The following is a 17150-nucleotide window of genomic DNA, read 5'->3' on the forward strand; positions in this document are numbered from 1 at the left end:
TCGCCGGAATGACGCAATGAATCAGTTCAGCTTCACCGCCCAGTCCCAGCCCAGCGGATCGCCGTCCATCACTTCCACGCCCTTGGCGATCAGCGCGTCGCGGATCGCATCGGACGCGGCGAAGTTCTTGTTGGCGCGTGCTTCCTTGCGGAGTGCGAGTTGCTCGTCGATCTCGGTTTCACTGATCCCCGCATCGGCGGGGCGGACGCGCAGGTTGGCGCGATCGAGCGCGAGCAGGTCGAGGCCGAGAACGGCATCCATGCGCGCAATCACCGCCCGCTTTTGCCCGGTATCGACCTTCTTGAACGCCGCCGCCTCCTCAAGCGCGGTCAGTGCGATAGCGGTGTTGAGATCGTCCGAGATCGCCGCATCGAAGCGCGCGAGCAAGTCGAGCAGTCGGCGATCCTCGACCTCGGTTTCCACCGCGACACGCAGCGGCTGCACGGCCATCACCAGCCGCTTGAGCCGCGTCAGCGCCGCCGCGAGGTTGTCGAACGAGAATTCCAGCTCGCTGCGATAATGCGCCTGCAGCGCAAGCAGGCGGAAGGCGAGGGGGTGGAATCCGCGATCGACCAGCACCTGCAGTCGCAGGAACTCGCCCGACGACTTGGACATCTTGCCGCCACGGTCGATCAGGAAATTATTGTGCATCCAGATGCGTGCGCCGCTGTCAGCATCGCAGCTATGCGCCTGGTTCTGCGCGATCTCGTTGGGGTGGTGGATCTCGCGGTGGTCGATGCCGCCCGTGTGGATGTCGAACGGATGACCCAGCAGCGCTTCCGACATCACCGAGCATTCGAGGTGCCAGCCGGGGGCTCCGCGACCCCATGGGCTGTCCCATTCCATCTGACGCGTTTCGCCCGCCGGGGTCTTGCGCCAGATCGCGAAGTCGGCCGAATGGCGCTTGCCCTCGACGGTCTCGATCCGGCCTTCACCCTCGTCGGTCGAGTGGCGGGCGAGCCGGCCATAATCGGGCACCGTTGACACGTCGAAATACAGGCCGCTGTCTAGTTCGTAGCAATGCTTGTCCGCGATCTCCTTCGCGAACTCGATCATCGCGGGGACATAGTCGGTCGCAATCGACCATTTGGCAGGCTGACGGATGTTCAATCGGTCGATGTCCGCCCAATAGGCCTGGGTGTAGAATTTGGCGATGTCCCACGCCGACTTGCCCGCCGCGGCCGCGGCCTTTTCCATCTTGTCGTCGCCCTCGTCGGCGTCCGAGGTCAGATGGCCCACATCGGTGATGTTGATGATGTGGGTGAGCTTGAAGCCCTTGTAGCTGAGCGTGCGCCCCAGCGTGTCTGCAAAGACATAGGCGCGCATGTTGCCGATATGCTGGAAGTTGTAGACCGTCGGCCCGCACGTATAGACGCGCGCCTCGCCGGGGTGGATCGGCTGGAAAGGCTCCGCCGAGCGGGTGAGGCTGTTGTAGAGGACGAGCGGCGCTTCTGTGGTCATGGCCAGCCCATTCCCCTCAAAAGCGCCTTGCGTCAACTCACTGCTTAGAGCCTGATCGTTTGAGGTGGAAACGCTCTGCGCTTCGACCGAAAGCGTGAATCAGGCTCTATTCAAATGGTTGAGACCTTGATTCACGCTTCAGGTTGACTCAACCTGAAGCGATCAAGGTCTAGGCGGCGCCTCGCACTGTTCGATCGACGGGTCGCATTCGGGCATCCACAGATCGTCATTGCCCGCGCCGGTGACGGGCTCGTCGATCAGCGGCTCGAAGCCGAAGGGCTCGAATTCCTTCAGCTCGATCAGCGTCAGCGGGAAGAGCTGCTGGAGCGCTTCTTCCGCGCTTTCGGGATCGACCGGTGCCTCGAAGACCTCACGGCTGAGCAGTGTGCCGGGCACGACGAAGCCGCTGCATAGCGGATTGGCGATCAGGCAGCCATTGATCGTCGAGCGCCGGTCGATGCCCGAAACCGACAATCCCGTGCGGCCGTTGATGCTGACCAGACCGATCATGTCGGTGCCCGTCGTGAAGCTGCCCGCGCCATCGCTCTGCCGGCCGTTGATCACGATCCGCGTCGTCGCGCTGCCGGTCGTGATGGCCATCCCGCCGGTGCCCACGGTGAAGCCGCGGCGATCGGCGAATTCGTCGGTCGCGCCCGAATTCTGGACGTAGAATCCGTTGCGCGCGGTCACTTCGATCCGGTTGGCGCTGAAATAGCCGTCGTCATCCACCGCGCCATCATTGATCGCCAGCCGGTCGTCGATTGCATCGGTCGTGCTCGCGGAGCCAACATCGGCGATCGCCTGGAGCGAGGCCGCGATGATGTCGTCGGAACTGAGCTGCAGCACGCCGCCGAGCCCGCCCGAGGCGTCGCGCAGGTCGATCGATCCTGACGCCGCATCAATCTCCAGCGCATCGGTTGCGCTGATGGAGAGGCGATTGGCGGCGGTCAGACCGGTCAGCTGTACCGCGCCGGTCACGCGCAGCTTGCCCGGCGTCGTGATGCTGAGCGCGCCCGAACCGAGATTGCCGCCCGCACCGCCCGCGCGCCCGGTCAGCGTGAAAGCGCCGACGATGACATCGGGCGCGCGCGTCGAGCCGACCGACGTCGGCGAAAGCGTCGATACGCGGGGTGCGGTGACGCCGATCGAGTCGCCAAAGATCCGCCCGATCTCGACCGCCGACAGGCTGTATCCCGCGCTGGTATCTGCGCCGCCGATATAGGTCTGGCGCGTTGCATCGCTGTTGGTGATCGCAACGCCGGTGGTGCGGCCGATCACGCCGAGCTGGCCGCCCGCGCCGATCGCGATATCGCCCGAATTGACCGTGATGATCTGCGCCGCAACCTGGCCGTTGAAGCTCGCCGTGCCGCGCGCATTGGCGGTGAAGGCGGTGCCCGCATTGGCGGCGCCGAGCGAGAGGTTGCCCGTCGTGCTCGTGAGCGTGATCGCTCCAGCCGAGGCGAGCGCATCGGTGACGTTCAGGTCGCCGATCGCGGTGAGCGTGACCGACTGGCCATTGGCGGTGACCCCGCCCGCGGTCGCCACGTCGGTGCTTACGCTGACCGCGCCATTGGACGCCTGAAGCAGCGCATTGCCATTGGCGACCTGCAGCGTGCCGATCGCGATGCCGCCGGGCGCGGTGACCCGCAGGTTGCCGCCCCCCACCGAGAGCAGCGTGCCTGCGCGGAATGCGCCGCCGAGAGTCAGCCCGTCGGCCTGCGTCACCCCGCCATTGCCGTCGATCTGCTGGAGCAGCCCGCCCGCCCGGATCGTGGCCAGGTCGACACCGCCGCTCGCGCCGAGGCCCAGATTGCCCGCGGCGCTGATCGAGCCCTGCGGCGCGATGATGCTGCCGCTCGCATAGACATTGACGAGATTGCCGCCCGACAGTGCGAAGGCGCCATTGCCCGTCAGGTCGCCGTTGAGGACGGCGAGGAACAAGCGGTCGGTACCGTGGATCGTGGCGGGGCCGTTGAAGGCAAGCGCGTCGCGCGCACGGATCACGACGTCGGTCGCGTTGATATTGCCCGCGACCGACACGCGCGCGGGCACGTCGACAGTTCCGCTGCCGGGGCCGATCCGGACGACGTTGCTCGCGCCCAGCGCACCGAGGCAGATATTGCCAGCCACGCAATCGGTACGGAGCTGGCCGCCGTCATTGTTGGCCGGCGCACCCGTCACGGGCACCCCGCGCAGGTTCGCATAGAAGTTCTGCCCAGCGATCGCGTTGGCATCGGCCTGGATCGCGCCGGCGGTCAGCGTCACCGCACGGTTGGGCGCACCGATTGTGCCGTCGACGATGATCGCCGCGACATTGGTCGGATCGACAGGCGTCACCGCGATCGCGCCCGCGTTGAAATCGAGCAATGCGGGTTCGTCGAGCGGCCCCGACACGCCATAGCCGAATTCGGGCAGCGGGTTGGCCGCGGCGCGCACGAGCGCGCCCGAACGGACGAGGATGTCGTCGCCTGAGCGGAAGGTGATGCGGTTGTCCGAGATCACATTGGCGCCGCTCGCTACGATGATGTCGCGCCCGGCCTGCGCCACGATGTGACCAGTGGCGGAGATATTGCCCGTGAGCGTGATGTCGGCGGGCACGAAGCTGGTGGAACCGCTCAAGGAATCGACGCCCGCAGCCAGGTCGATCACGCCATTGGTCGGCGCGCCGCCCAAAGGTGGCGAAACCGCGCCCGTGACCGCCGCGTTGCCGAGCGTGATATTGCCCCCCGCCTGCGCGGTGATCCGGTCGAGCGCGAAGAGATTGCCCGCGCCGATATTGCCGCCGGTGAAGAGGTTGATCGACGACCCGCTGCGCAGCACGCTTGCGGCATCCGCACTGAAACTGCCGGGCGTGCCGAAGCTGATCGTGGCGGCGCTGATCGAATCGACCGGGGTGCCGGGCTGATTGGCATGCGTGATCGTGATGTCGCCCTGCGCGTTCACGGAGAGCGTCCCGCCCACGGCAAGGCGTCCGCTGCCATCGAAGCTGAAGGTCGCCGGACCGCCCGTATTGACGCTGGCCGTCCCTGCAATCGCGATGGGCCCGCCCGTAGAGGTCAGGAAGAAGCCGGAATTGGTGTTCGTGAATCCGCCATTGATCACCGAAAGGCTGTCGAACATGACCGACCCGCCAGCGACGCGCGCCGTATCGACGATCTCTACACGGCCGGCCAGGTTGAGGCCGTTGGGCACCCCGGCGGCGAGGCCGCTCCTGCCATTGGCGCGCATGGTGAGCGTCGTGATGCTGCGGGAACCCGCGAGCGGCGTCACGCCGTCATCACTGTTGGAGAAGCGCGCTGTACCGCCAACCCCGTCGCCGCCATTGCCCGTGGCCGCGCCGTTGCCGCCCGGCGATCCGTGACCGCCTATGCCTGTTGCCCCAAGCGTGACGATACCCAGTTCGTAGCGCGCGTTGTTCGCGGCGATTTGCGCCACGCCCCCGCGCCCTGCGCCGCCGCTGCCACCTGCACCGCCCGAATTGCCCGGATTGGTGCCATTGCCCCCGGTCGCGTCGATCCCGCCGCCGACCCCGTTGGCGGTCACGCTCCAGTCGAGCGATATGGCAGGATCGAACGCGAGCAATGTGCCGCCATCGATGTTGAGCAGCGCGCTGCCGCCGGCGCCAATGCCGCCATTGCCCCCGGCGCCACCTGTAGCGCCGCTGGTGCCCGGCATCCCATGGCCGCCAATGCCGTTGGCCGCGATCATGACGGACGGGCCGGCCAGCACCTGGCCACCGGCGAGGATATCGAAGCGCACGGAACCGCCGCTACCGTTTCCGCCATTGCCGCCCGCCGCGCCCACTCCCGTCGATGGCGTCGTGCCAAAGCCGCCTCTGCCGCCCAGACCATTGGCGGAAAGCGTCGTGGCCTGGGTCGCGCTGTCGGGCGAGAGCGTCAGTACCGCGCCTGCGCCCGTCACTGTGATGAGCGCGTCGCCGCCCGTGCCGCTGCCGCCATTGCCGCCATTGCCGGCGCTGCCTGAGCCGCCATTGCCGCCCGTTCCGTCGGACCGGACGATCGCGTTGTTGACGGTCAGCGCGCCCGCGCTGAGGTTGAGGTTCGCCCCGCCGGTGCCGGCGGTATTGATGCCGCCGAATCCGTCGCCGCCATTCCCACCGATCACGCCATTGCCGCCTGCGCCACCGGCGCCGCTGGCGTCGATCGAAAGGTTCGCGATGACGGGATCATAGTCGAGATCGAGCGTAGCGCCGCCGCCGAAACCGTTGCCGCCATCGCCGCCGCCGCTGCCCGTGCCATAGCCAAACTCGTCACCGCCGCGACCGCCAAGGCCGCGTGCGCCGATCGCCAGATCGTCGATGGTGAAGAAATCGCCCTTGGAATGGAGCCGCGCGCTGCCGCCGCGGCCTATGCCGCCCGTGCCCGTCGCGCCAATGCCCTGCGAAAGCCCACCGAACCCGCCTTCGCCGTCGGCCAGGATTTCGACGAAGCTGGCGGTCAGCGTCCCGCCCAGAATCTCGATCGCAGCCGCACCGCCGGTCCCTGTGCCGCCAGCGCCGGCGGTCGAATCGACGGTGTCGCCGCCATAACCGCCCAAACCGCTTGCAGCGACGATCAGGTCGCTGGTGCTGATCGAAGAGCCTGCGCCAAGGTTGATGCGCGCGGTGCCGCCCTGGCCCACGCCGCCAGCGGACGCGATGCCGTTGGTCGAAAATGCGCCGTCGCCGCCAATCCCGTCCGCAACGACTTCGACGCTGATCGAGGTCAGCGTGCCACCCGTCGCATCGATGCGCGCAGTGCCGCCCGTTCCCGCGCCCGCGAGCCCGCCGACCGCGTTGTTGCTTGACGACGACACATCTCCGCCCCGGCCCGTGGCGGTCAGCGACAGCTGATCGATCGTCGCGGTGCCGCCCGACAAAGTGAATGTCACGTTGCCTGCAATGGCGTCGCCGCCCGTGGAAGCCGGGCCGCTTGCGGTCGATTCCGCGAGGCCGCCCAGCGCGTCCGCATCGAGCCTGAGCGACGCGGCGGTGAAGCTGCCGCCCAGCACATTGACCGCCACATTGCCGCCCACGCCGATCCCGGCGTCGCCGCTGCTGGGCGTGAAGCCGTCGCCGTCGTCGACGCCGAAGCCCTCGGCAAAAGCGCGGAGGCTGCCCGTCGTTATCGTCGACAAATTGGCCGCGGTCGCGCGGCTTTCGATCGTGATCGTGCCGCCGGTGCCCGTCGCGGGGTTGCTGCCCGAAGTGTTGAAGCCCGCGCTGCCCGTGGCGCTAAAAAGCGTAGAGCTGCCGAGGTCGAGCGCGCCGTCCTCGGCAAAGGCCAGGATGGTGCCACCAAATGCATTGGTGCCCACGGGCGCCGATCCGCCGAACGCATTGGCGTGGACCTCGGCAAAGTCGCCCGACTGCAGCGTCCCGCCCGCGCTGGCAGACAGCGTGACGTTGCCACCGGTCGCGACGCCGCTGCTGACTGTGCCGCTGCCCGATCGGGCCTCTACGCTCAATAGCGCCGAGCCCTGGAACCGGACGTCGCCACCCGTGGCGCTCACGGTGATGTTGCCGCCCTGCGCTGTTCCCGTGCGTTCCGCTGAACTTGAGGAGCCGGCTTCGGCGAGCATCTGGGTAAAGGCCGACACGGCGACGGTCCCGCCGCCCTGCGCGATGATTTCGATATTGCCCGCTGCAATGTTGCCGCCATTGGCGCCGCCCGCATTGACGCTGGCATTGGCGTCGACGACCAGCCCGCCCGTATCGAGCCGTGCCCCGATGCCGTTCACTGCGATACGCGCGGCATGTCCGGTGCCGATGGCCGCGCCATCGATACCGCCGGGCTCCGCCGTCCCTCCGGTCGCCGAGATATCCGTGGTGAGGAAGCCCAGCGCGGTAACGCCGGTCACCTGTACCAGCGCGTCGCCGCTGGTTGCGCTTCCCCCTGTCGCGGTGCCCGCGCCGCCAATGCCCTGAGCCGACAGATCCAGAAAATTGGTGATTTCCGTGCGCGTGGCCGCACCCGTGAAGCGAACGGTTCCGCCCGCGCCCGCGCCGCCCGAACCGCCGGGCAGGCTGACATCGTTCGTCCCACCCACGCCATTGGCGGACAGCGTCATCGAGGTCGGGGCCGGCAGCAGATCGCCGCCCGTGTGCGTGAACTCGGCCAGCCCGCCTCTGCCGTCACCCGCGTTCAGGACGGGGGCATTCGTGTCGCCATTGCCAAACCCGTCGGCGCGGATAACGACATCCCCAAGATCGGCGGTGCCGCCGGTCATCGAAAACCGCGCGGTGCCGCCGGCGCCGTCGCCGCCACCCAGCCCGCCTATGCCATTGGCGAGAATATTGAGCGTGCCCGTGACCGACAGCGAGCCCGTGGGAAGGATCAACTCGGCGATACCACCCGTTCCGGTTCCGCCGCCCGCCGCACCGGTTGCGCTTGCGTCGATCAGCATGTCGCCGCCGACGCTGAGCGTGCCGCCATAGCCGCTCTCGGCCCCCAGCGTCGCGCTTGCGCGGTTGCGTGCCACCAGTGTCAGGTTGCCTGAGACCGTCATGTCGCGGTTGGCGGTGAGGATCGCGTCGCGATCAGCGATCAATGACACGTTGGCGCCCGAGAAGAATCCTCCGAGACCGTCGGAAATCAGACTAACGTCGCGCGATGCGCGCGCCAGCAGGTCGGACGATACGCTTACGAATCCGCTGACAGGCCTGCTGACGATGATATCGGCGGCGAAACCGCCATTGTCCGCGGTGGGCGTGGTGCCGTCGGGAAGGTCATAGCCCGCATAGAGCTCGATGACGCCGTTGACGACGCCCGCACCGGCTGCGGCGTAGCCAAGGTTGCCGCCCACGAGCATGGTGATCGCGCTGTTCCTGGGAACCGCGACCATCCGGATTGCGTGAACATCGCCAGCCCCGGTCGAAGCGGGTCCCGTCGTATTCCCGCTATGTACGATGCCGTTGGCGTCGGTCGTGCCGGCGGTGATGTCGATGGCGAACAGGCCGCTCGACATGTTGATCGTTGTCTGCTCGGCCGCGACATAGGTCGCAGTGCCGTTGACGTCGACACGTCCGCCCTGCACGACGCGTGGCGCGATCATCGCGACATAACTGTTTTCGTTGGGTGTGTTGATCGTTGCGCCCGGGGCGATCGTGATAGCCGATGTCGCGATGACCGTGGCGGGATTGAAACCGAAATTGTAGCTGCTGTCGCTGGTGTCGAGGAAATCGGCGTCGGCGACATCAAGTGTCGAAAGCAGCAGGCTGCCGACATCGAAGGTGGCGCTGGCGCCGATCGCGATTCCGCCCGGGCTGTAGAACCAGACATTCCCCACGCTGTTGGGCACCGAGCCGCTGGTTGAACTCAGCACCGCCCCGTTGAGGGCAATGCCGCGCGTTACGTCTGTCGGTACAATTCGATTGAGGACAGTGAAGTCCTGACCGACGCGCGAAAAAGATGCGGTGCTTCCCGCGGGCAGAAAGTCGATCGCTGGTCCGCCAATTGCGGTATCGGTCGGCGTCCAGTTGATGACCGCGCGGTCCGAATTGATCGCGATGTCGGTCTGGGTTGCGGTCGGTGTAGTGATCGTTGCCGACCCGCCCGCGACAACTCCGGTGCCCTGGAAGCCCTGCGCTCGGGCTTCGGGGGCGCGTGCCGCGGCGACGAGCGCAAGACCGATCGCGCAGCTTGCCAGCAGCGGGCGTTCGAGGCGGCGCGAACGGGGCGGTACGACAGGTTGGAGCTGGAGCATGGCGTTGCCCTCCGGGGTGGTCGCGGTGCGCATCAGCGGTTCCACGGCAGGAATTTGACGGTAAGCGAGATCAGGAAGCGTGGATCGGGCTTTTCAAGCTGAAGACCTGTCCGCCTGAGCGGAACGCCAAGCGTCGCGTCGAGACGCGCATGATCGCCCCAGGCCGCGCGCAGGCCGCCGCCCGCCGAATAGAGCCTGGTGCGACCGATCACGGGCAGCGTGAAATCCTCATTCCAGATCTTGGCGGCATCGAAGAAGAGATAGGGCTGGAGCGCGATGTCGGTCGCGCTGCGCGGCAGGATGCTGCCATAGCGCAACTCGGCCTGCACGCCGATGCCGCTGTCGCCGATGATCGAGCCCGGATCATAGCCGCGCCCGACGGTATAGTTACCGCCCGAAAACTCCTCGTAGCTGAGCAGCGGATCGGGCGCCCATTGCGCGCGGGGCGAAAGGCTGATCGCGAATAGCGGGGAAGGGCGGAACTCGGCATAGCCCGAAGCACGCACGACAAATGCGGTCGGATCGGCGTCGATCCGGCTCAGCGGCGTATTGGGAAAGGCGCAATTGACGAAATTCGGGCCGCAGGGCTTGCCTGCACCGAATATGTCTAGCCCCTGGCGAAGCTCGAGCGAGGCGCCCGTGCGCCAACGCGGCTCGGCCGCTGAATAGCCGCGCGTGCTCGCGAGGCTCGCGGGATCGATTGCATCATAGTCGAGGCGAAGGAAGGCGACGCGCAGCTTGTCCTCGCTGATCGGCGTCGGAGGATCCGTCCGGAACTCCACCTGCTGATCGACAAAATCGAGCCCGCCCGCGACGAAGAGGTTGGCGCTCTGCCCGCGAATGATCGGGTAGCTGAGCGCCAGATTGCCAACGAGCGTCTCGGACCGCAGATCGAGCCCGCCGCCAATGTCGGGCCGCGTCCATGCATAGGTGAAGTCCCCCGCCAGCGTCAGCCCGTCGCTGCCGATACGAAGGGCGTGGCCTGCCTGAAGTACCAGTTGCTCCTCGAAATCGGCGGTCGAGAAGACGCTGAAGGTCGTGCGGTCGCCAAGCCCGGTCAGTCCGTTGAACTGGACGCGCGCGACGCCACCGAAACGGCCGACATCCTTCGACCCGTAATTCTGGATATTGGCATCGAGTTCGACCGGCGTGCGCAGCACCGCGACTTCGCCGATCACTTCGCCGGGAACGGTGCCCGCCGGGCGCAGCGTCAGCCGCACGTCAAAGCCGGGCAGGTCGCGCGCGAGCAGCAGATGGCGCTCGGCGTCATGGATGTTGAACACTTCCTGCGCGCGAATCCTGTCGAGATAGCCTGCGATCTGGCGTTCCGAACGGCCCGCGTCGCCGCGCACCTGGATGCCGACCAGCTTCGCCATCAGCACGTCGAACTGGACGACGCCGTTCTCGATCTTCTGCGGCGGCACCTGGACCGCGGCCAGATAGCCCATGCGGCGCAGCATCGTCGCGGCCTCGTCGCGGATCTCGCAGACAGTGGCGATCGGCACCGACTGGTCCTGGTGCCGCGCCCATGCGCCGCGCAGCGCCTCGGCGGAAACCGCGGTCAGGTTGTTGAAGCGGACATCGGAGATGGTGACGCGGATATCGGCGAAGCGCGGATCAGCGAGCGGGCAGGGCGCGCGTTCGATCCCGCCTTCGACGTTCAGGCGCGCGCCGGTGCGCGCTTCGGGCGTCAGCACACGCTCGCGCTGGATCTCCTCGCGGGTCGGCGCAATCTGCGCCTGGACGGTTGCAGGCAAGGCGGCGCTTGCGAGAAGCAGAATCGAAAAAGCCTTACCCGAACGCGCATGCCGCATGGCAAATCCCCAATCACCGCGTCGTGACGCGGCGCCCTCCGAAAATGTGTCACCCGCTCCGTTGCGGAACGTTTACGCAAGGGGAGGCCATGGCCCGTCAGGCCGGTGCCCCACCCAAAGCCCCGGCGACCCTCGAGGCGTGATTGGCCCGCATTGCATGGCAGGTCGTAGATCGTCCCCGGGGTTAGCCGCGAACCGCTTGAGTGGCAAGGCTGAGCGAGTGTTCAGGATGGCATTTTCGCCTTTATTCTCACCATCCTGTGTGCATTTCTCAGAGGGTGCCGGCCTGCTGTTCGAGTGCCGCGACCAGCAGATCATATTGTGCGTTGCAGCCCTTGGCGAGCAGCGCCGATGCGGTGTTCGCGGGGTCCTGCACATTGCCCGCGAAGCGCGCGAAGGTGATCTTCACGGGTGTTGCTTGGCCGGCGCGGCTCAGCGTGTAGCGTGCACCCTCGGCGACCGGCATGTCGGCGGGCCAGCCTGCCTCCTGCGTGCCGCTGGGGAAGGTGACCTTCGCCGATTTGCCGCTGGCTTCGTTGAGAAGCGTCAGCACGGCGCTGCCTTCCTTGTCCGAGCGCCAGAGCCTGAGGCCCTTGGCGTCGGCGACGCACATGGTCGTGCTGCGGCCGCTGTCGACGTCCCACAGATTGCTGGGGCGTGCGGTCTGGTCGGTGCCGCGTACCGCCCCGGTGCGCGCGCGGCGCTTGTTCTGCGTCGAAACGAGACGACTGAAGCTGGTGTTGGTTTGTGCACCCGCCGACGCCTCGGCGCTGTAGGTGCCGGGGCCGCGCAGTGTTCGCGTGCCCTTGCTGTCGAGTACGGTGAGTGAATCGCCCGCGACCAGCGTGATCTTCGCATTGGGTGCCAGCGTCTTGCCCGCAGGGAAGTTGCGTGCCGAGGGGCCGCCCGCACGCACGACCAGCGTATCGGCAAGCGCGACACCGCCAAGCCCGGTGAGGCAGGCGATCGCGATCGCGCCGCGCATCAGGATCCGGTCAGTCGAGAACATAGCTTCCTCCAGCTTCCACTTGTTTCAAACGATACACCAGATTGGCCAGCGCCGCATCGCCACCCTTTGCATTTGCGAGGCTTTCCAGTTCCTGCACCGCCATATTGTCACCATCTGCTATACGATTCATGACCGCGCGGAAGTGATCGCGGTCACTGGCTTCAAGATCCGGCACGGGCTCGAAGATTTCGACCGGCGTCGACCGCCCGCGCAGCACGACGCGGCCCATCGGTCGCCACCAGTCGAGCCCCGATCGCTCGACGGCCTCGCGGCTCGCCATCACGCCTGATCCAAGCTGCTTGTTGGCTGCCTCCAGCCGTGATGCGGTGTTCATGCTATCGCCCAGCGCGGTGTACTGGATGCGGCCCTCGCCGCCGAAATTGCCGACGATCGCCTCGCCGAAATGCAGGCCGACGCGCGTCTGGCCGATCGGCGGCACGCCCTCGGGCACGCTCGCCCGGAATTCCTCGCCCGCCTGCCACATCGCATAGGCCGCGCGCGCGGCACGCTCGCCATCGTCGGGCCGTGCGATCGGCGCGCCCCAGAAGGCGACGACCGCATCGCCGACGAACTTGTCGATCGTCCCGCCATATTCGAGGACGACGTCGCTCATCATGTCGAGATAGCGGTTGAGCAGCTTTGCGACCATTTCCGGTGCGATCGCATGGCTCAGCTTGGTGAAGCCCTCGAGGTCGGTGAAGACGACGAATATCTCGCGCTTTTCGCCGTGGAGCGCGAGCCGGTCGGGATCGGCGAGGATCTGATTGGCGATGTCGCGCGGCAGATATTTGCCCAGCGCCGATTGTGCGAAGCGCCGCTGTTCGGATCCCACCGCACGCGCTGCGGTGCCGATCGCGGCAAAGGCGATCACCCAGCCGACCATCCAGCCAAAGGCGGGGAGATATTGCGTATCGGTGCCGCCGGCCTGCAGCCAGATCGGATAGCCGACAAAGAAGCCGAGCTGGATCGCCAGGAAGAAGCTGACGCGCCACCATGCGCCGCCAAGCAGGCTGGACGCCGCGCCCGCGAAGACGACCGTGATCGCGATCCCCCAGCTTCCCCAGCGTGGCAGTGCCTCGAGCCAGGCATCGTCGAGCAGCTGCGCAAGCATATGCGCATGGACCTCGAGCCCCCACATCGGCGTGCGCTCTGTCGTGCCAGTATAGGGACGCAGCGGCGTTTCGAATTCGTCGACGTCGATGATCGTGCCGCCGAGCAGCACATATTTGCCGCGCACCTGTCCGGCAAAGGCCGCGGCGGTGGCGTCATCGGCGAAAAGCTGGATGGGAAAGGCATCGAAGACGCTGCGATCGACCTCGGCGGGGATACGGAACCGGATCGAACGATCATAGTCCGCGAAGCGCGAGGCGCCACCGGTCATGGCCACCGAGAGCAAGGGAGGGAGTTCCGAAACGCGTTGCGGCCAGCTGCGCACGACATTGTCGCTGTCGACCTGGAAGCGGATGCTCGAAGGCTTCACCCGGGTTCCGGCAAGCTGCTTTTGAAACGCCTCCAGAAACGCCTGCTGGTTGAACTGGATGTCCTCGACATTGCTCGCTGCCGACGCATAGGCGAGATAGGTCGGCGTCTTCATCGCACGGAAGGTCGCGAGCAGCTGCTCGTCCTCGTCCTGCGGCTGGTCGATCAGGATATCGATGCCGATCGCCCTGGCGCCCATTTTGTCGAGATTGGCGAGCGCACGCGAAAGCGTCGCGCGATCGAGCGGTGAACGCTTGCGCGTCTCGATCAGCGTGTCGTCATTGTAGACGACCATCACGATCCTGGGATCGGGATCGACCTTCTCGGCAGAGAACGACAGTCGAAGATCGTAGAGCGCGCGTTCCGCCTGCGCCGCCAGCGGCAGGTGCCAGCTGAAGCGTGCGATCAGCAGCGCGGCGATGAGGAACAGGATCGTCGCTGCCAGCCGGCCGGGACCCAGCTGCCTGAACAGCCGGATCAGCTTGCGCTGCACCCCCTTGGGTTTGCGCCCGCCGCTGTCGATGACGATGTCTTCCCCCATCGCGCCTGGCCTAGCGTGTGACGAGCAGTTGCTGCGCGCCGTCGCCCACGATCGCGAATCCCGACCAGTAATAGGGGTGCGACGTCGTTGCCTCGTCCATCAGGCGAAGCTCCGCCTTGCGCATCGCTTCGGCGACGCTGTCGGTGGCGCTCGACTGGAACAGGCCCGCGATCAATCGTTCCGTCGCGTCGAAATCGTCGGGCGCGGGCCAGTGGCTTGCGATCACCGACCGCCCGCCCGCGCCGATAAAGGCACGCACGAGGCCGTCGAGCGCCGAGCCGCCACCCGTGGTCAGCCCCGCCTCGCGCGTCGCCGCACGGCTCGCCTGTCCCGCGGTGTCGCATGCGGAAAGGATGACGAGATCGGCATCGAGCTTGAGATCGTAGATCTCGCGAAAACTGAGCAGCCCGTCCGAGCCCTTCTCGCCAAAGGAGGTGAGCAGCGCAGGGCGCGCGGGGCATTCGGGGCGCGGCGCGGTGACAAGGCCGTGCGTCGCGAAATGGAGGATGCGGAAATCGGCGAGGTCGCTGCGCGACTGGATCGCGGTATCGGTGAAGGCCGATCCGGTCACGATGTCGGCGCTTCCTCCACCGATCTGCGAGGCCGCGGTGCGCAACTCGGTCGCGGCGATGGGCTTGTTCCATTCGCTGAGCGGCCAGTTGCAGTCGAGCCCGCCGGGCCCTCCGGGGCCGCGCGCGGCCGAAGCCTGCAGCACCGCGCCCGGAATCGGATTGTTCTGGCCGAAGCCAAGATATTGCCGCGCCGCGCGCGACGCCGGGGTCTGCCGCGCATCGCGGAAATTGCGCGCGGTGACGGCGGTGCTGACCGCGTGCCGCCGCCCGAGCCATTCTATCCCGCGAAAGTCGAAGGTGTCTGCTTGCGGATCCTCGACGCGCTTCAGATAGGCATCGACCCCCGCCGCGTCGGCAACGAGCAGGTTGACGGGAAGCTGCAGCATCGCGCCATCGGGCTCGAAGATCAGGTGCTGCGCGCTCGCGAGCCGCGTGGCCACGGGCGCGAAGAGATCAGCATAAAGCGAGTGCGCGAGCCTGACGTCGAAGGGGTAGGTGACGCGCTGGCCGCCTTCCTCGATCGAGATGGTGTCGCGCAGCCCCGCGACCTTGGCTTCGAGCGTCGTCGCCGAGATCGGCAGGCGAAAGCCGGTCGCACCCTCGGCATCGGCATAGATACCGTAAACCTGCCGTCCGACGACGACGAGCTTGTAATAGCCTTCGCCCGCTTTCAGTGCGCTGCGCAGTTCGGAGAGCGTCATCGCGTCGGTGGAAAGCGCGCGATATTGTGGATAGGTCGAAAGCTGCGCCTGCGTCGCCGCCTGTTGGGTGGTCAGTGTGGCAACCTCAGACTCCTGTGCCGCGATCAGCGCGCGAACCGATGCGTCGGGGCTGTCGACGCGCTGGAGCCGCGCCAGCTCCATGCGCGCGCGCTCGATATCGCGTGACAGCGTGATCGACTGGCGAAATAGCCGCGACGATTCACTGCCGCTGTCGCGCAGCTCGCGCGCAAGGATCGCCTGGGTGTCGGCAACGCCGGGCCTGACCAGCGTCTGGCTCGCCAGGAACATGTCCTCGACCAGTTCGGGCCGGCTCGGCGCCAGCTCCGCGAGCAGCGCGAAATAGGGGGCGAGCTGGTTGGTGAGCCCCGTCGTCGCTTCGCGATTGTCGGTCGTGCTCTTCACCACCTCGCGATAAAGCGCCAGCGCCTCGTCGCGCTTGCCGCGGCGCGCGAGGAAAGCGGCCATCCGCGCGCGCGCGCCATTCATCGCCTGGGTCTCGGGATAGCTCGTCGAAAGCAGTGTCAGCGCGTCGCGCAGCACGGCTTCGGCCTGGCCGTAATTGCCCTGATCCTCATGGCTCAGCGCGATTTCGGCCATGATCTGCGCGCGAAGCCGCGTGATTGAGGTGACGCGCCCGTCGCGAATGGCGATCGCTTCGGCCAGGCCGCGCTCGAGCTGGGCGCGGCCCTCGGCGGGCTTGCCTTCCATGCGCAGGATCGTGCCTTGCAGGTGGAGCGCCTGCGCATCGAGGATTGCCGCGCGCTCCTCGGGGGTGAGCCTGGTGCTCTGCGTCACGCCGAGGTTGCGACTGTTGCGCAGGCCGCTGTTGATCTCCGCTGCGATCTGCTCGCCCAGTTCCACCGTGCCGCCGTCCGACTGCACGATGTCGCCCGTCGTCACGACGGGACGGGCGAGCACGGCCTTTGCATCGGCGAGCTTGCGCTGGTTGATCAGATGCAGCGCTTCGAAGTTGCGGCGCAGCCGGGTCTGGACGGGATCGAGCGTCACGATGCGTTCGGCCTGGGCGAACAGCGCGTCGGCCTCGGCGAACTCGCCGAGGTTGGAGCGTTGCAGCGCACGGTTGGCGAGATATTCGTTGAGGCGTTCCTCGCGGTTCGCCGTGTCGCTTGCCTCGATCACCGAATCCTCGGCCGCCAGCCGCTGCTGGAGCGTGTCGAAGAACTCGGCCGCCTCGGCATAATCGCCCGAATTGTTGCGGCGATAGCCTTCGGCCAGTGTCTGTGCGGGATCGAGCGTCCCCGCCTGGACGCGTGCGAAGGCCGCCGGGTCGGTGATGCCCGTCGTCGCAACCGCTATCTCGCCGGGGACGACGCGATCCTCGACGACTGTCCGCAAGCCGAGCCTCAGCGCGCTGTCATAGCCCGACAACCCCTGCGCGAACCAGGTGACCTTTCCATCGCTGTACCGATAGATGCGGTAACCGACATTGCTGGCAGCAACCGAGCATTCCGTGATCGCGACCGCGCCGAGCCCCTCGATCATGCCCGACGATTCGGCGCCGCATGTCAGTTGCTCGCCACGCGTCGCCGCGATCCGTGCTGCCGCCTGGGCTCCGTCGCGAAAGCCGTAGAGCTGGCCTATCGCGCGCGCGGCATCGCGGCACACGATCGTCCATGCGCGATCGAACATGCCGGCAAGCGCCTTGTCGGCGCCGTTGTTCTGCGCGCGGCACAGAACGCCGCCGCCACTGCCCAGCCGGAAACTGTCCTGCAGGCTGGGCCGCGCCGATTGCGCTGCACCCGTGGTCGGCGCGAGCACGAGCGCGAGCGACAGCGTGGAAGCGAAGAAAAACTCGGCGCGCAATTGACCCTCCATCCAGCTGCCCGG

General features: G+C 66.9%; 6 protein-coding genes. All 6 read right to left on the bottom strand.

Going from position 1 to position 17150, the window contains the following annotated elements:
- Positions 1-21: 21 nt before the first annotated feature.
- The 6 genes from cysS to MKI88_RS00545 all read right to left on the bottom strand — a co-directional run bounded on the left by cysS (position 22) and on the right by MKI88_RS00545 (position 17126).
- Positions 22-1461, bottom strand: a complete 1440-nt coding sequence (gene cysS / locus MKI88_RS00520) for a cysteine--tRNA ligase (protein WP_241628323.1) — start codon at positions 1459-1461, stop codon at positions 22-24.
- Between the two features lie 162 nt (positions 1462-1623).
- Positions 1624-9198, bottom strand: a complete 7575-nt coding sequence (locus MKI88_RS00525) for a hypothetical protein (protein ID WP_241628325.1) — start codon at positions 9196-9198, stop codon at positions 1624-1626.
- A complete protein-coding gene (locus MKI88_RS00530; protein ID WP_241628327.1) occupies positions 9198-10922 on the bottom strand; it encodes a ShlB/FhaC/HecB family hemolysin secretion/activation protein in 1725 nt (574 codons plus the stop codon). Before MKI88_RS00530 ends, MKI88_RS00525 begins: the two co-directional genes overlap by 1 nt.
- A gap of 328 nt (positions 10923-11250) precedes the next feature.
- Complete coding sequence (locus MKI88_RS00535) at positions 11251-11988, bottom strand: hypothetical protein (protein ID WP_241628329.1); 738 nt, start codon at positions 11986-11988, stop codon at positions 11251-11253.
- Positions 11975-14008, bottom strand: a complete 2034-nt coding sequence (locus MKI88_RS00540; protein WP_241628331.1) for an adenylate/guanylate cyclase domain-containing protein — start codon at positions 14006-14008, stop codon at positions 11975-11977. The genes MKI88_RS00535 and MKI88_RS00540 overlap by 14 nt, the downstream gene beginning before the upstream one ends.
- A 10-nt stretch (positions 14009-14018) precedes the next feature.
- Entirely contained in the window at positions 14019-17126 is a 3108-nt protein-coding gene (locus MKI88_RS00545; protein WP_241628333.1) for a CHAT domain-containing tetratricopeptide repeat protein, read from the bottom strand.
- Positions 17127-17150: the final 24 nt, after the last annotated feature.

The sequence above is a fragment of the Sphingomonas sp. LaA6.9 genome (genome assembly GCF_022601895.1).
In the GTDB taxonomy this organism is placed as follows: Bacteria; Pseudomonadota; Alphaproteobacteria; order Sphingomonadales; family Sphingomonadaceae; genus Sphingobium_A.

Excerpts from the sequence above, each read along its gene's own strand:
- MKI88_RS00540 (WP_241628331.1), bottom strand. The coding sequence starts at position 14,008 with ATGGGGGAAGACATCGTCATCGACAGCGGCGGGCGCAAACCCAAGGGG.
- cysS (WP_241628323.1), bottom strand. The coding sequence starts at position 1,461 with ATGACCACAGAAGCGCCGCTCGTCCTCTACAACAGCCTCACCCGCTCG.
- MKI88_RS00525 (WP_241628325.1), bottom strand. The coding sequence starts at position 9,198 with ATGCGCACCGCGACCACCCCGGAGGGCAACGCCATGCTCCAGCTCCAA.
- MKI88_RS00535 (WP_241628329.1), bottom strand. The coding sequence starts at position 11,988 with ATGTTCTCGACTGACCGGATCCTGATGCGCGGCGCGATCGCGATCGCC.